This is a genomic window from Faecalibacterium taiwanense (genome assembly GCF_036632915.2).
GTDB lineage: Bacteria > Bacillota > Clostridia > Oscillospirales > Ruminococcaceae > Faecalibacterium > Faecalibacterium taiwanense.
In genome coordinates, this window is sequence record NZ_CP155552.1 from 2,075,159 (window position 1) to 2,088,423 (window position 13,265).

Sequence of the window (13,265 nt, forward strand, 5' to 3'; positions counted from 1 at the left end):
GTGCATTCAGCTTTCGCAGCCGGTCAAAGCGTCCCACAACAGGCCGAATGCGGTGCCAAAGTCCATTTTTTCAGCATCGGCAGCGGTGCGCACCTCGTACTCGCCCAGTTGGGTCTCCCCGCTCAGGATGCGCACCGTGCCAACGGTCTGGCCCAGCTGCACCGGTGCTTCCAGCTCCTGCGGCAGATCCAGCTGCGCGGTGAGGGCGGCGGCGTTTTCCTTGGGCATCAGCAGCGTTTCGGGCAGAGCGGTGTAGTCCAGCGGTACGCTTTCCTCTGCACTGCCCTTTACTTTTATAAGAAGAGGCCGATCCTCCATGGCGGGCAGCGGCACGGCGGCGTAGGCCGCAAAGCCATAGTCCAGCAGGGTGGTGGCCGCTGTGAACCGCTCCGAGCTGGAGAGCGACCCCAGCACCACGGCGATCAGGTCCAGCCCGTCGCGGGTGGCGCTGGCGCTGATGCACACGCCCGCGCCGCTGGTGGTGCCGGTTTTCAGGCCGGTGATGCCGTTGTAGCGCTTGAGCAGCTTGTTGGTGTTCACCAGCTGGGTGGCACCGCCGCGCAGGGTGTCCGTCCAGATGCCGGTATAGTGCAGCACCTCCGGGCAGGTGTTCAAAATCTCGCGGCTCATGATGGCAACATCGTGGGCGGTGGAAAGATGCCCTTCGGTGTCCAGCCCGCAGGCATTGTGGAAGGTGGTGTTCACCATGCCCAGTTCTGCTGCGCGGGCGTTCATCATCTGCACAAAGCCCGGCTCGCTGCCTCCCACCAGCTCTGCCACAGCCACAGCGGCATCATTGGCAGAGGACACACAAATGGCTTTGATCATCTCGTCCAGCGTGAACTGCTCCCCCGGCTCCAGCCAGATCTGACTGCCGCCCATGTGGTAGGCGTGTTCACTTACCGGCACCAGCGTGTCCATGGCAATGCGGCCGTCGTGCACGGCTTCAAAGGTGAGCAGCAGGGTCATTACCTTGGTAATGGATGCAATGGGCATCTGCTGGTCGGCGTTCTTTTCATATAATATAGTGCCCGTCTGCTGATCGATCAGGCAGGCGGCGCGGCAGGGCAGCTCCAAGGCAGGCTGTGCCGCCGCGGGCTGCACCGGCTGGGTCTGGTCTGCAGCCGCCTGCACCGCCGGGTTTTGCTGCCGCAGCCCATTGCCCTGCGCCGTGCCAAAGGCCAGCGCAAACAGCCAGAAGCACACCACCCCTGCACACAAAAGCGCCAAGTTTTTCCGCTCCATTTCGGTCCCTCCCTGCGCAATGTCTCTTGCTGAGAGAGTATGCAGGGGCCTTTTTGTTTAGAATATCCTGCGCCCGCACCGCAGCCTGCATTTTTTATTTTGTCTTTTTCTACAAAAGGGTTTGACTTTTGCCCACCTTATAGTGTAAATTGGAGATGGCCCAAAAAGGCTGTATTGCTTCATTTGTGGAATTATTTTTTAGGAGGATACTATTATGATTCTGTCTCGTCGTTCTTTCCTGAAGATGGCTGGTCTGACCGTTGTTGCTGCTGCAGGTGCTTCCATGTTCACCGGCTGTGGTGCTTTCTCCACCACTCCTATCAAGGTAGTCGCCGCTAAGGATTCTACCAAGGAGTTCCAGGCTGCTGTTGCAGAGCTGAACAAAAAGAAGCTGGTCGTATGGCCTGCTGATGCAAACGGCGCTTATCTGAACAGCTTCCTGATGACCAATCTGGCCGCTAATGGTCTCTCCGGCTTCGCTGTGGAAAAGGCCGAGTATAAGACCGCTAAGGACGCAGAGACTGGTAAAGAGTACAAGTATCTGGAAGTCACCGTTAAGTCCACTAAATAATTTTTCTAAAGTTCTCTTTGAGAGACGGGCGTTTGCCCGTCTCTTTTTGTTTTGCCCGCTTTCCAGCAAAAAAGTGCCTGCTGCTGTGCATCCGGTCTTGCGCCGCACCGCCGCTGTGATATATAATAAAGAGCAATGCAAACACCACCCCGTTTTTTGTCGAAAGGATACCCCCTCATGCGAGTTTGTTTTTATACCCTTGGCTGCAAGGTCAACCTGAATGAGACCGGCGCGCTGGAACAGATGTTCCGCGCCAACGGCTTTACCATTGCGCAGGAGAACGAGCCTGCGGATGTTTTTGTGGTGAACAGCTGCACCGTGACCAACTTTGGCGACCAGAAAAGCCGCAAGTGGCTGCGCCGCAAAAAGCGCGAGAACCCCGGCGCGGTCACGGTGCTTACCGGCTGCTACCCGCAGGCTTTCCCGGAGGAAGCCGCCCAGTTCACCGAGGCCGACCTTGTGTGCGGCAACGGCGACCGCAAGGCCATTTTAGATAACGTTCTCAAGCTGCTGGACGGCCATGAGCGCATTGTGGCCATCACGCCCCACCAGCGCGGCGAAAAATTTGAAGAGCTGCCCGTGGAGCGGTTCGAGACCCACACCCGTGCCTTTATCAAGGTAGAGGACGGCTGCAACCGTCAGTGCGCCTACTGTGTCATCCCCGGGCCCGCGGCCCGGTGCGCAGCCGCGACGAAGCCAGCATCCTTGCCGAGCTGCGCCAGCTGGCGGCTTCCGGCTACCGCGAGGTGGTGCTCAGTGCCATCTCCCTGCCCAGCTATGGTCTGGATACCGGCACCAACCTTGTGGAGCTAGTGGAGCACTGTGCTCAGGTGGAGGGCATCCAGCGCATCCGTCTGGGTAGTCTGGACCCGGATATGCTCACGCCGGAGTTCATCACCCGCCTTGCCGCCGTGGAAAAGCTCTGCCCGCAGTTCCACCTGAGCCTGCAGAGCGGTTGCACTGCCACCCTGCGCCGGATGCGCCGCGTGTACACCGCCGAGCAGTATGCACAGGTGGTGGACCAGCTGCGCGCCGCCTACGGGGAGCGCCCGGTCAGCTTTACCACCGACTGCATCTGCGGCTTTCCCGGCGAGACGCAGGCCGATTTTGAAGAGAGCTGCGAATTTTTGAAAAAGATCGGCTTTCTCAAGGTGCATGTGTTCCCCTACTCCCGCCGCAGCGGCACCCCGGCCTACGACTTCCCGGAGCAGGTGCACGAGCGGGAAAAGCAGGAGCGCAGCCGCGTGATGAACGGCATCGCCGAGGAGGTGCGCCGCGAAGTGCTGGCCGCCTATGTGGGCACCGAGGACGATGTGCTGCTGGAGACCCCGCTTTCCGGCACGCTGTTCACCGGCTACACCCGGCTGTACATTCCGGTGGTGGTGTCCGCCCCCGGCCACGAAAGCGGGCAGATCGTGCATGTACGCTTGGGCGAGTACGACGGCGAGCGCGTCCGTGCAGCACTTTGCTGAGTTTACGCGCTTAAACTGTTGATTCTGTACACGAGGACGAATACAACAAATTTTTAACAAATTTTGCGTTTTATCCCTTTTCATACGGCACGCTTTATGCTAAAATGAAGGTGGATCATCCCGGGCACAGCGCTGTTTGCAGCAGTGCGTTACCAATGTGCCCTGTAATGCGCCCGCCCTGCGCGACAGAACGCTGTCGGCAGCCGGGTGCAGCCCGTTTGTTTTTAGCAAAGCAAGGAGAGAATTGGAATGAGTTTCAGAGGAATCAATACCACGGTCATCCAGATCCGCCGTCAGGTGTTCACCGAGGTGGCACGCATGGCTTACGCCAACGTCAAGGGCGAGCAGGCCAACCACCTGATGCGCAAGATCCCCTACACCATCATCCCCGGCGAGGAAGGCAAGCTGCGCAAGGACATCTTCCTGGAGCGCGCCATCGTTGAGGAGCGCGTGCGTCTGGCCATGGGCCTGCCCACCCGCCGCATGGACGAGCACAACAGCGTCGTCTCCGGTCTGGAGGATGCTTCCATCGCCGATAAGTATTATGATCCCCCGCTGGTGAACGTGATCAAGTTTGCCTGCAACCGCTGCCCGGAAAAGCTGGTCAAGGTCTCCGACCTGTGTCAGGGCTGCCTTGCCCACCCCTGTATGGAAGTGTGCCCCAAGAAGGCCATCACATGGGAGAGTGGCCGTTCCATCATCGATCAGGACAAGTGCATCAAGTGCGGCCGCTGCGTCGGCGTGTGCCCCTACAACGCCATCGTCAAGACCGAGCGTCCCTGCGCTGCAGCCTGCGGCATGGGTGCCATCCACTCCGATGAGCTGGGCCGCGCCGAGATCGATTACAGCAAGTGCGTTTCCTGCGGCCAGTGTCTGGTCAACTGCCCCTTCGGTGCCATTGCCGACAAGGGCCAGATCTATCAGCTGATCCAGGGCTTCAACCGCGGCGACCGCATCTACGCGCTGGTGGCTCCCGCCTTCATCAACCAGTTCCCGGGTCTGGCTTCCACCGGCAAGCTCAAGGCCGCCCTGAAGGCCGTCGGCTTCTACGATGTGGTGGAGGTTGCCATTGGTGCCGACCTGTGCACCGTGGACGAAGCACACGACTTCCTGGAGGAAGTGCCCGAGAAGCTCAGCTTCATGGCAACTTCCTGCTGCCCGGCATGGAGCATGATGGCAAAGACCGCTTTCCCGGATCTTGCCAAGAACATCTCCATGACCATGACCCCCATGGTGTTCACCGCCCGCATGATGAAGCAGAAGGACCCCGAGGCCCGTATGTGCTTCATTGGACCCTGCGCCGCAAAGAAGCTGGAAGCTTCCCGCCGCACCGTCCGCTCCGATGTGGACTTCGTGCTCACCTTTGAAGAGCTGGCCGGTATCATCGAGGCCAAGGATGTGGACACCAGCCTGCTGGAAGTGGACGAGGCCGAAGCTCTGCACGCTGCATCCGCAGCAGGCCGCGGCTTTGCACAGTCCGGCGGCGTTGCCAAGGCTGTTGCCGATAAGATCAAGGAATGGCACCCGGATATGGATGTCAAGATCGCATCCGCACAGGGCCTTGCCGAATGCAAGAAGCTGCTCATGCTGGCCAAGGCCGGCAAGTACAACGGCTACCTGCTGGAAGGCATGGGCTGCCCGGGCGGCTGCATCGGCGGCGCAGGCACCATTGCCGACCCCGCACGCACGGCCATCCAGCTGAACAAGTACGTCAAAGAAGCTCCCTTCGCCGACCCGGAGCAGAGCCCCTTTATGAGCGAGATCCATGTGCTGAAGGACGACCCCGACTTTGAACTTTAAGCGCTGATTTTTCAAGAACCGCTTCTCCTGCCGGAGGGGCGGTTCTTCGTCATCTTCGCCTACCATATTTTATCAATGTGCAACATTTCTGTGAAAGCTTCACGAAGCGGATTGACAATTTTGCACAGCCATGCTATTTTAGCATTGACAAACCGGTATTACCGCAATTGTTCAACGCCGCCTCTGTGGCAGGAAAGGCAGATCATTCATGACGAACACTTATAAGCGCGTAAGCGCCGCCCTGCTCTCAGTGCTGCTGCTGTGCATGTTCACCTTTGGTGCAAGCGCTGCTTCCAGCCTGAACGTAGGCATTAAATTCTGGAAAGAAAGATCCGATAAGGAATCCATGGCCAACACCGGCATCGATGCCAGCCGTGATGTCACCCTCACCCGCCAGTCCAACGGCACCTACACGCTCACCTTGCCCATCCAGCAGGTAAGCAAGATGGGTGTCACCGGCTATCTGTCCGGCCTGACCATTGGTGATGTGACCTACACCGGCACCGTCTCCGGCGATGTTGCCAAGGGCACCGGCGTGCTCACCATCAAGAACATGCCCGCCTCGGTGCTGACCGGCAGTGATGTGAACAAGGCACTCACCGTTACCTGCAACATTCAGATGGATCTGAGCGTGCTGGGCGAGATCAACACCGCGGCCCGCATGTGCATCTGGAACAAGTAAGCTTTTCAAGCAAAGAACGGCGTTCCCCACCGGAACGCCGTTCTTTGCTTTTATCACTCCATGTGCTTTTCCACAAAGTCGCCAACCATTTTGTCCAGCTGCAGCACAGCGTTCTCGGCACCCTTCATCACCTTGCGGGTGGTGCGGCGCAGCTGGCGCTGGTTCTGGGTGGCGGCCATCACGCCCACGGCACCCAGTGCCGCCCCCGCGGCCATGCCAAGCAGCATCCCGGAAGAACTGGTGGATTCATGTTTCATAGTAAAACTCCTTTCGGTGAAAAAGATCCGGTCTCCGGCGTTATTATTTCCTGTAAACTATCTGGTATCCGCTTTTTTTATGCAGAAATTTGTGGTATACTGTTCTACGATGTTTTAATGGGCGGGTGTGCCCGGCTAAAAAGCGCACTGCTCATTCCGCATACTGGTAAGGAGGTTCCTTATTTGATACACCCTGTTGAACCCAAAAAAGTCCTTTGCATCCACGATCTTTCCGGCATGGGCCGCTGCAGCCTTGCAGTGATCCTGCCGGTGCTGTCGGTCATGGGCGTGCAGCCGGTAGCCCTGCCCACGGTGGTGCTTTCCACCCACACAGGCGGGCTTGGCACACCTGCACGGCTGGACGGCTGCGCCTACGGCGAACAGGCGCTGGAGCATTACCATGCGCTCGGCGTGGAGTTTGACTGCATCTATACCGGCTATCTGGGCGGTGAGGATCAGGTGGCACTGGCCGAAAAAGCCTTTGCCCTCTGGCCCGCAGCCAAAAAGATCGTTGACCCGGTCATGGGCGACAACGGCAAGGCTTACTCCACCGTAACGCCTGCTTTGATCGACCGCATCCGTGCACTGTGCGGTGCTGCCGATCTGATCCTGCCCAATTACACCGAGGCACAGATCCTGCTGCAGCGTCAGCCGCAGACCGAGCTGCTCACCGATGAAGCCGCACAGGCTCTGGCTGACGAGCTGACCGCTCTGGCCCCCGGGGCTGTCGTCACCGGCCTGCCGCTGGGCAAATACATCGGCTGTGCAGGCAGCGGAAAAGACCGCTTCCTCATCAAAAAGCTGCACATCAGCCGCAGCTTTCCCGGCACCGGCGACCTGTACGGTGCGGTGCTCATCGGCTCGCTGCTGCAGGGCAACGCCCTGAGTGCCGCCGCCGACAACGCTGCCGAGTTCGTGGCGCTTTCCATCCAGAGCACGCCCGCCGCGCAGGATACCCGCTACGGGGTCTGGTTCGAGCCGCTTCTGCCGCGCCTGTGCCCGGCAAGCTCGGCAGAATAAGGGGAGGTACACCGATGAACGAAAAGCCAACCTTGAACATCGTTCTGGTGGAGCCGCGCATCCCGCAGAACACCGGCAATGTGGCCCGCACCTGTGCCTGCACTGCCTGTCGGCTGCATCTGGTAGGCCCCATGGGCTTTGCCATCGATGATAAAAAGCTCAAGCATGCGGGTCTGGATTACTGGCACTACCTCGACATCAGCTATTACGACAGTCTGGACGAGTTCTTTGCCAAAAACAGCGGCCCCTATTACTATTTTACCACCAAGGCACCTCAGCGCTACACCGATGTGAGCTACCCGGACGGTGCATACCTCGTGTTCGGACGCGAGGATGCCGGCCTGCCCGAAGCCTTGCTTGCCGCCAATCAGGAGCACTGCATCCGAATGCCCATGCGCGACACCTGCCGCAGCCTGAACCTTTCCAACAGCGTGGCTGTGGGCGTGTATGAAGTGCTGCGCCAGTGGGACTTTCCGGAGCTTTTGGACCACGGACACTTACGAGACTACGAATGGAAATGAGGGACATTATGAGCAAGATTGCGATCCTGACCGATTCCTCCTGCGATATCCCGCAGGAGATGGCCGAAAAATACGGCATCGACATCATGAGCTTCCACATCCTGCTAGACGATGTGGACTACGTGGAGCGTGAAAGCTGCACCAACACCGAATTTTACGATAAGATGCGTGCCGCTAAGGGCGTGCCCTCCACTGCCGCCATCACCCCCATCCAGTTCTGCGAAAAATACTGCCAGTATGTGGACGAGGGCTATACTGATGTCATTCATGTACCCATCAACAAATCCGGCTCTTCCACCTACAATAACGCCCTCATGGCACAGGGGATGCTGCGGGAAGAGCGCCCGGAGCACCACTTGAAGATCCATCTGCTGGACCCCCACACCTATTCCATGGTGTTCGGCTGGTATCTGTGCGAAATGGCCCGCAAGCTGAAGAACGGTGCAGAGATCAGCCATGTGATCCGGGAGTTTGAAAAGCAGATGGACTGCATGGAGATCGTTCTGGGCCCCTACAGCCTGAAGCAGATGAAAAAGAGCGGACGTATCTCTGCCGCTGCTGCTGTTATGGGCGAGCTGATGGGCATTCGTCCCATCATCACCCTGATCGACGGCAAGACCAAGGTGGAAGCCAAGGTACGCGGCGATGACAAGGTGGTGCCCGCCATGGTGGAGCTGTGCAAACAGCGCAGCGAAGGGGTGGAGAACTTTGATTATATGATCGGCCACACCAACATCCCGCAGACCGCCGATCTGGAAAAGGCCTGCCGCAAGGCCTTTGGCAAGCCGCCGCTGCTGGTGTTTGAGCTGGGCGGTGTCGTTTCCGCCAACACCGGCCCCGACACGGTGGCTCTGGTATACACCGGACACCCCAGAGGGTAACACACGATTTTAATAGCCTCCGCTTTCGCTCTGGCTATTTCAGCGGTAATTTTATTTTTATTTTGAGGTTCCGAAAAGCCTGCGGGCTTTTCGGAACCTCTTTTTCACCGGAAGGGTCCAAACCAAAAACTACATCTGTACCTGATTCTGCGAAAATTCGTTGCAATCTGCCAAAAATTATGCTATACTGCCTTTTGCTGTGCTTTTTGTGCGGCATCCTTTCAGAGCAACTTAGGATTTTAGGCTCCCCGGCGTGTCTCGAACCATGCCGGGCCAAACCCACAGGGGCTGGCGGCCCTGTGCGGTCAAAATCATCCCGCTGGAGTATTATCATGAATCAGAATCCTTCCGTCCGTAAACTGGTGCGCTGCGGCGTGGTCGCAGCCATTTATGTTGTTCTCTGCATGGCTCTGCAGCCGCTCTCCTATGGTGCGGTACAGGTGCGTGTGGCTGAGGCGCTCTGCCTGCTGCCGGTGTTCGGTGCCGAGTACATTGCCGGTGTGGTACTGGGCTGCTTTTTGGCAAACCTGCTGGGCTCCACCATCGTGGATGTCATCTTTGGCACCCTTGCCACCCTGCTGGCCTGCCTTGTCACCTACAAGCTGCGGAACATCCGCATCAAGGGTCTGGCTGTGGCGGCTTCCCTGCCGCCGGTGCTGTTCAATGCCGTGATCATCGGCATTGAGATCGCCGTCATGTTCCCGGACCCCACCTCCAGCGCTCCCATCTGGCTGGCCTGCATCACCAACGGCATCTCCGTAGGTATCGGCGAGCTCATCAGCTGCACCGTTCTGGGTGTGCTGCTGGTGAAGATCATCGAGAGCAGCAAGGCCCTGCGCAAAATTTTTGCAGCTTAATGACCGCAAGGAGGTTTCCATGCAGGCAAACGGAATGATCTTCTGGGACTGGAACGGCACTTTGATGGATGATGTTGATTTCACCCACAGCTGTCTCAACTGGATGCTGGAGACCCACGGTTATCCGCAGCGGTACGATCTTGCCGCTTACCGGGAAATTTTCGGTTTTCCCATTGAGGAATACTACATCCGCGCCGGCTTCGACTTTGCCAGACATCCCTATCCGGAGCTGGCCGAGTGCTTTATGGAACATTATAACGCAGGTGTGGATGCCTGTCCCCCCTCTGCACACGCTGCCGAAACGCTGGCCGAGCTTTCGCGCCGGGGCTGGCGGCAGAGCGTGCTTTCCGCCTCCCGCCGGGACTACCTGATCGAGCAGGTAGCCGCACGGGGCCTGCAGGGCTATTTTACTGAGTTGCTCGGCCTTGCAGACATCTATGGCGTAAGCAAAGTGCAGGTGGGCAAACAGTGGCTTGCACAAAGCGGCATCGCCCCTGCTGCCTGCGTGATGGTGGGCGACACCCAGCACGATGCCGAAGTTGCAAAGGCCCTTGGCACAAAATGCGTGCTCTACACCGGCGGCCACCAGTCCCGCGCGCGGCTCGAGGCTGTGTGCCCGAATGTCATCGACGATCTGGCACAGCTGCCGCAGCTGCTGGAAACCTTATAATGTACACCTGACCACTTCTGATTTGCAAAAATCAGAGGTGGTTTTTGTTTTAGCTGGCTCACCAGCTCCCCCAAAGGGGGAGCCTCTGGCGAAACCGGAAACTTTGCGTGGATTGCCAAGGCCTCCCACTTTGGGGGAGGTGGATGCGACCAGCGGGAGCAGACGGAGAGGGCGAGGCTGTTCGCCTCCACCACATATCTTTTCCTTTTATGAACCCCCCGCCAGCGCAAATTTACAGAAAATTCATTCAAAAACCGGCTAAAATAACCTTGCAGGTTTGACGCGTCTGCCGCTTTGGTGTATCATATATGTGTGTATTTATGTCTATCTCCGGGAAGCATTTTCCCGAATTTGATCTATGAGGTGTTACCAATGTCCCTTGTTGAAAAACTCTTTGGCAGCTTCTCGGACCGGGAGCTGAAAAAGATCAACCCCATTGCCAAGCAGGTGCTGGCTCTGGAAGAAAAATATGCCGCCATGCCGGATGCCGACCTGCAGGCACAGACCGCTGTGTTCAAGCAGCAGCTGGCCGACGGCAAGACCACCGATGATATCCTGCCCGATGCCTTTGCCGTCTGCCGCGAGGCCGCATGGCGCGTGCTGGGCATGAAGCACTTCCCTGTGCAGGTCATCGGTGGCATTGCCCTGCACCGCGGTGATATTTCCGAGATGCAGACCGGTGAAGGCAAGACTCTTGTGGCTACCCTGCCCGCCTACCTGAATGCCCTCACCGGTGAGGGCGTGCATGTTGTCACCGTCAACGATTACCTTGCCAAGCGCGACAGCGAGTGGATGGGCAAGCTCTACCGCTGGCTGGGCCTTTCTGTCGGCCTGATCGCACAGGGCATGGACGGCGATGCACGCCGCGCCGCCTATGCTGCCGACATCACCTACGGTACCAACAACGAGTTCGGCTTCGACTACCTGCGCGACAACATGGTGACCTATAAGGCCAACATGGTGCAGCGCGGCCACGCCTATGCCATCGTCGATGAAGTGGACTCCATCCTGATCGATGAAGCCCGCACGCCCCTGATCATTTCCGGCCGCGGCGAGGATTCCTCCAGCCTGTACACACAGGTGGACCGCTTTGTGCGCACCCTGCGCAAGAGCGTGGTGGTAGAGCTGGAGGATAAGGTCTCTACCGACGAGCAGACCGACGGTGATTACGTCGTGGACGAAAAGCACAAGACCTGTACCCTGACTGCCAGCGGCATCAAGAAAGCGGAAGCCTACTTCAAGGTCGAGAACCTTGCCGCCGCCGAGAACATGACCCTTGCCCATCACATCGATCAGGCCATCAAGGCTTACGGCGTGATGCAGCGGGACATCGATTACGTGGTCAAGGATGGTCAGGTCATCATCGTGGACGAATTCACCGGCCGTCTGATGATCGGCCGCCGCTACAACGAAGGCCTGCATCAGGCCATCGAAGCCAAGGAGGGCGTGAAGATCGCCGCCGAGAGCAAAACGCTGGCTACCATCACCTTCCAGAACTACTTCCGCATGTACAAAAAGCTGTCCGGTATGACCGGTACCGCCAAGACAGAAGCCACCGAGTTCACCGAGATCTACGGCCTGAACATCGTTACGGTGCCCACCAACCGTCCCCGTCAGCGCATCGATTATCCGGATGCCATCTACAAGACGGTCAACGGCAAATACAATGCCGTTATCCAGCAGGTGCTGGAATGCCACCAGAAGGGCCAGCCCGTGCTGGTGGGTACGGTCAGCGTGGAAAAGAGTGAGACCCTTGCCAAGATGCTGCAGAAATACACCCGCGACTTCAACGTGCTGAACGCAAAGAACCACGAGCGTGAAGCCGAGATCGTGGCGCAGGCCGGCAAAAAGGGTGCCATTACCATTGCCACCAACATGGCAGGCCGTGGTACCGATATCATGCTGGGCGGCAACGCCGAGTTCATGGCCAAGGCCCAGATGCGCAAGGAACACTTCTGCGAAAACCTGCTGAACCCGGAAAAGCCCGAGGATGCCGACCCGGCTGCAGTGGAAATGCTGCTGACCGAAGCCAACGGCCACGGCGATACCGAGGATGCCAACATCCTTGCTGCCCGCAAGCGCTTCGATGAGCTGTACGCCCAGTGCAAGCCCCAGATCGATGCCGAAGCTGAGCAGGTGCGCGCTGCAGGCGGTCTGTTCATCATCGGCACCGAACGCCACGAGAGCCGCCGCATCGACAACCAGCTGCGCGGCCGTGCCGGCCGTCAGGGCGACCCGGGTGCTTCCCGCTTCTACCTGAGCCTGGAAGATGACCTGATGCGCCTGTTCGGCGGCGACCGCGTCTCCAGCCTGATGGATACCCTCAAGATCGACGAGGACACTCCCATCGAGAACCGCATGATCACCAACACGCTGGAAAGCGCCCAGAAAAAGCTGGAAGGCCGCAACTTCGAGATCCGCAAGAACGTGCTGAAGTACGACGACGTGATGAACCAGCAGCGCGAGATCATCTATGGTCAGCGCCGAAAGGTGCTGGATGGCGAGGATATCAGCACCGAAATGCACAAGATGCTGCGCGAGAACATCGATTCCAGCTGCGACCAGTTCCTGGCCGGTGATGTGAAGGACGACTGGGACTTTGGTGCCCTGCGCCGCCACTATCTGGGCTGGCTGACCACCGAGGAAGACCTCCACTACACCGTGGCCGACTTTGACGATATCTCCCGCAAGGGCATTGCCGACCAGCTCTATGACCGCGGCATGAAGATCCTCTCCGACAAGGAGCAGCGTTACGGTACTCCCATCATGCGTGAGCTGGAGCGCATCTGCCTGCTCAAGTGCGTGGACCGCATGTGGATGGACCACATCGACAACATGGACCAGCTGCGTCAGGGCATTGCGCTGCGCGGCTACGGCCAGAAGGACCCCGTTGTGGAGTACCGCATCGAGGGCTTTGACATGTTCGACCAGATGGTGGATTCCATCCGTGAGTCCAGTGTGAAGATGCTGCTGACCATCGAGATCCGTCAGGCCGGTGCTGCCCCCAAGCGTGAGCAGGTGGCAAAGCCCACCGGCGAAGGCTTTGTGCCCGGCAACGGTGCACCCGGTGCCAAGGGTGCACCCCACGGCCAGCCTGTGCGTGTCATCAAAATTGGCCGCAACGACCCCTGCCCCTGCGGCAGCGGCCTGAAGTGGAAAAAGTGCACCTGCGCCAAGTACCACCCGGAAGGCACATCGACGAACGAAAACTAAGTAAAAAACCTCTCAGGCTCTGCCATAAGGCAGGGTCTGGGAGGTTTTTGATAAAATAGAGGGAGTTGATTTTGGA

The 13,265-nt window shown here is 58.4% G+C and carries 13 protein-coding genes and 1 riboswitch; of the genes, 11 read left to right on the forward strand and 2 right to left on the reverse strand.

Annotation, left to right across the window (positions count from 1 at the left end):
• Positions 1 to 6: 6 nt before the first annotated feature.
• A complete protein-coding gene (locus PXT33_RS10265; RefSeq protein ID WP_332376477.1) occupies positions 7 to 1,245 on the reverse strand; it encodes a D-alanyl-D-alanine carboxypeptidase family protein in 1,239 nt (412 codons plus the stop codon).
• A 214-nt stretch (positions 1,246 to 1,459) separates the two neighbouring features.
• Between PXT33_RS10265 and PXT33_RS10270 the strand changes: the two genes are divergently transcribed.
• The 5 genes from PXT33_RS10270 to PXT33_RS10290 all read left to right on the forward strand — a co-directional run bounded on the left by PXT33_RS10270 (position 1,460) and on the right by PXT33_RS10290 (position 5,770).
• Complete coding sequence (locus tag PXT33_RS10270) at positions 1,460 to 1,816, forward strand: twin-arginine translocation signal domain-containing protein (RefSeq protein ID WP_005944271.1); 357 nt, start codon at positions 1,460 to 1,462, stop codon at positions 1,814 to 1,816.
• Positions 1,817 to 1,993: 177 nt separating this feature from the next.
• Complete coding sequence (locus PXT33_RS10275) at positions 1,994 to 2,629, forward strand: hypothetical protein (protein WP_347070313.1); 636 nt, start codon at positions 1,994 to 1,996, stop codon at positions 2,627 to 2,629.
• Positions 2,530 to 3,288, forward strand: coding sequence for a radical SAM protein (locus PXT33_RS10280; protein WP_347070551.1), 759 nt, complete (start codon positions 2,530 to 2,532; stop codon positions 3,286 to 3,288). The genes PXT33_RS10275 and PXT33_RS10280 overlap by 100 nt, the downstream gene beginning before the upstream one ends.
• 249 nt (positions 3,289 to 3,537) lie before the next feature.
• Positions 3,538 to 5,088, forward strand: a complete 1,551-nt coding sequence (locus PXT33_RS10285) for a 4Fe-4S dicluster domain-containing protein (protein WP_120080052.1) — start codon at positions 3,538 to 3,540, stop codon at positions 5,086 to 5,088.
• Between the two features lie 208 nt (positions 5,089 to 5,296).
• A complete protein-coding gene (locus PXT33_RS10290; RefSeq protein ID WP_097775281.1) occupies positions 5,297 to 5,770 on the forward strand; it encodes a pilin in 474 nt (157 codons plus the stop codon).
• A gap of 53 nt (positions 5,771 to 5,823) precedes the next feature.
• Here PXT33_RS10290 and PXT33_RS10295 read toward each other — a convergent pair whose 3' ends face one another.
• Positions 5,824 to 6,027 carry a hypothetical protein gene (locus PXT33_RS10295; protein WP_044954007.1) on the reverse strand — a complete coding sequence of 68 codons (204 nt, stop codon included), beginning with the start codon at positions 6,025 to 6,027 and terminating at the stop codon, positions 5,824 to 5,826.
• A gap of 183 nt (positions 6,028 to 6,210) precedes the next feature.
• Between PXT33_RS10295 and PXT33_RS10300 the strand changes: the two genes are divergently transcribed.
• The 6 genes from PXT33_RS10300 to secA all read left to right on the forward strand — a co-directional run bounded on the left by PXT33_RS10300 (position 6,211) and on the right by secA (position 13,189).
• Positions 6,211 to 7,047, forward strand: coding sequence for a bifunctional hydroxymethylpyrimidine kinase/phosphomethylpyrimidine kinase (locus PXT33_RS10300; protein ID WP_242821961.1), 837 nt, complete (start codon positions 6,211 to 6,213; stop codon positions 7,045 to 7,047).
• 14 nt (positions 7,048 to 7,061) lie between these two features.
• The gene (locus tag PXT33_RS10305) at positions 7,062 to 7,568 is read left to right on the forward strand and encodes a tRNA (cytidine(34)-2'-O)-methyltransferase (RefSeq protein WP_005944287.1); all 507 of its coding nucleotides are present in this window, start codon (positions 7,062 to 7,064) and stop codon (positions 7,566 to 7,568) included.
• Positions 7,559 to 8,449, forward strand: coding sequence for a DegV family protein (locus PXT33_RS10310; RefSeq protein ID WP_005944288.1), 891 nt, complete (start codon positions 7,559 to 7,561; stop codon positions 8,447 to 8,449). The genes PXT33_RS10305 and PXT33_RS10310 overlap by 10 nt, the downstream gene beginning before the upstream one ends.
• Positions 8,450 to 8,673: 224 nt before the next feature.
• Positions 8,674 to 8,774, forward strand: a riboswitch (PreQ1-III riboswitch).
• A gap of 7 nt (positions 8,775 to 8,781) precedes the next feature.
• A complete protein-coding gene (locus PXT33_RS10315) occupies positions 8,782 to 9,306 on the forward strand; it encodes a QueT transporter family protein (protein WP_005944292.1) in 525 nt (174 codons plus the stop codon).
• A gap of 19 nt (positions 9,307 to 9,325) precedes the next feature.
• Positions 9,326 to 9,976 carry an HAD family hydrolase gene (locus tag PXT33_RS10320; RefSeq protein ID WP_298638801.1) on the forward strand — a complete coding sequence of 217 codons (651 nt, stop codon included), beginning with the start codon at positions 9,326 to 9,328 and terminating at the stop codon, positions 9,974 to 9,976.
• Between the two features lie 372 nt (positions 9,977 to 10,348).
• Positions 10,349 to 13,189 carry a preprotein translocase subunit SecA gene (gene secA, locus PXT33_RS10325; RefSeq protein WP_097775275.1) on the forward strand — a complete coding sequence of 947 codons (2,841 nt, stop codon included), beginning with the start codon at positions 10,349 to 10,351 and terminating at the stop codon, positions 13,187 to 13,189.
• Positions 13,190 to 13,265 lie beyond the last annotated feature (76 nt).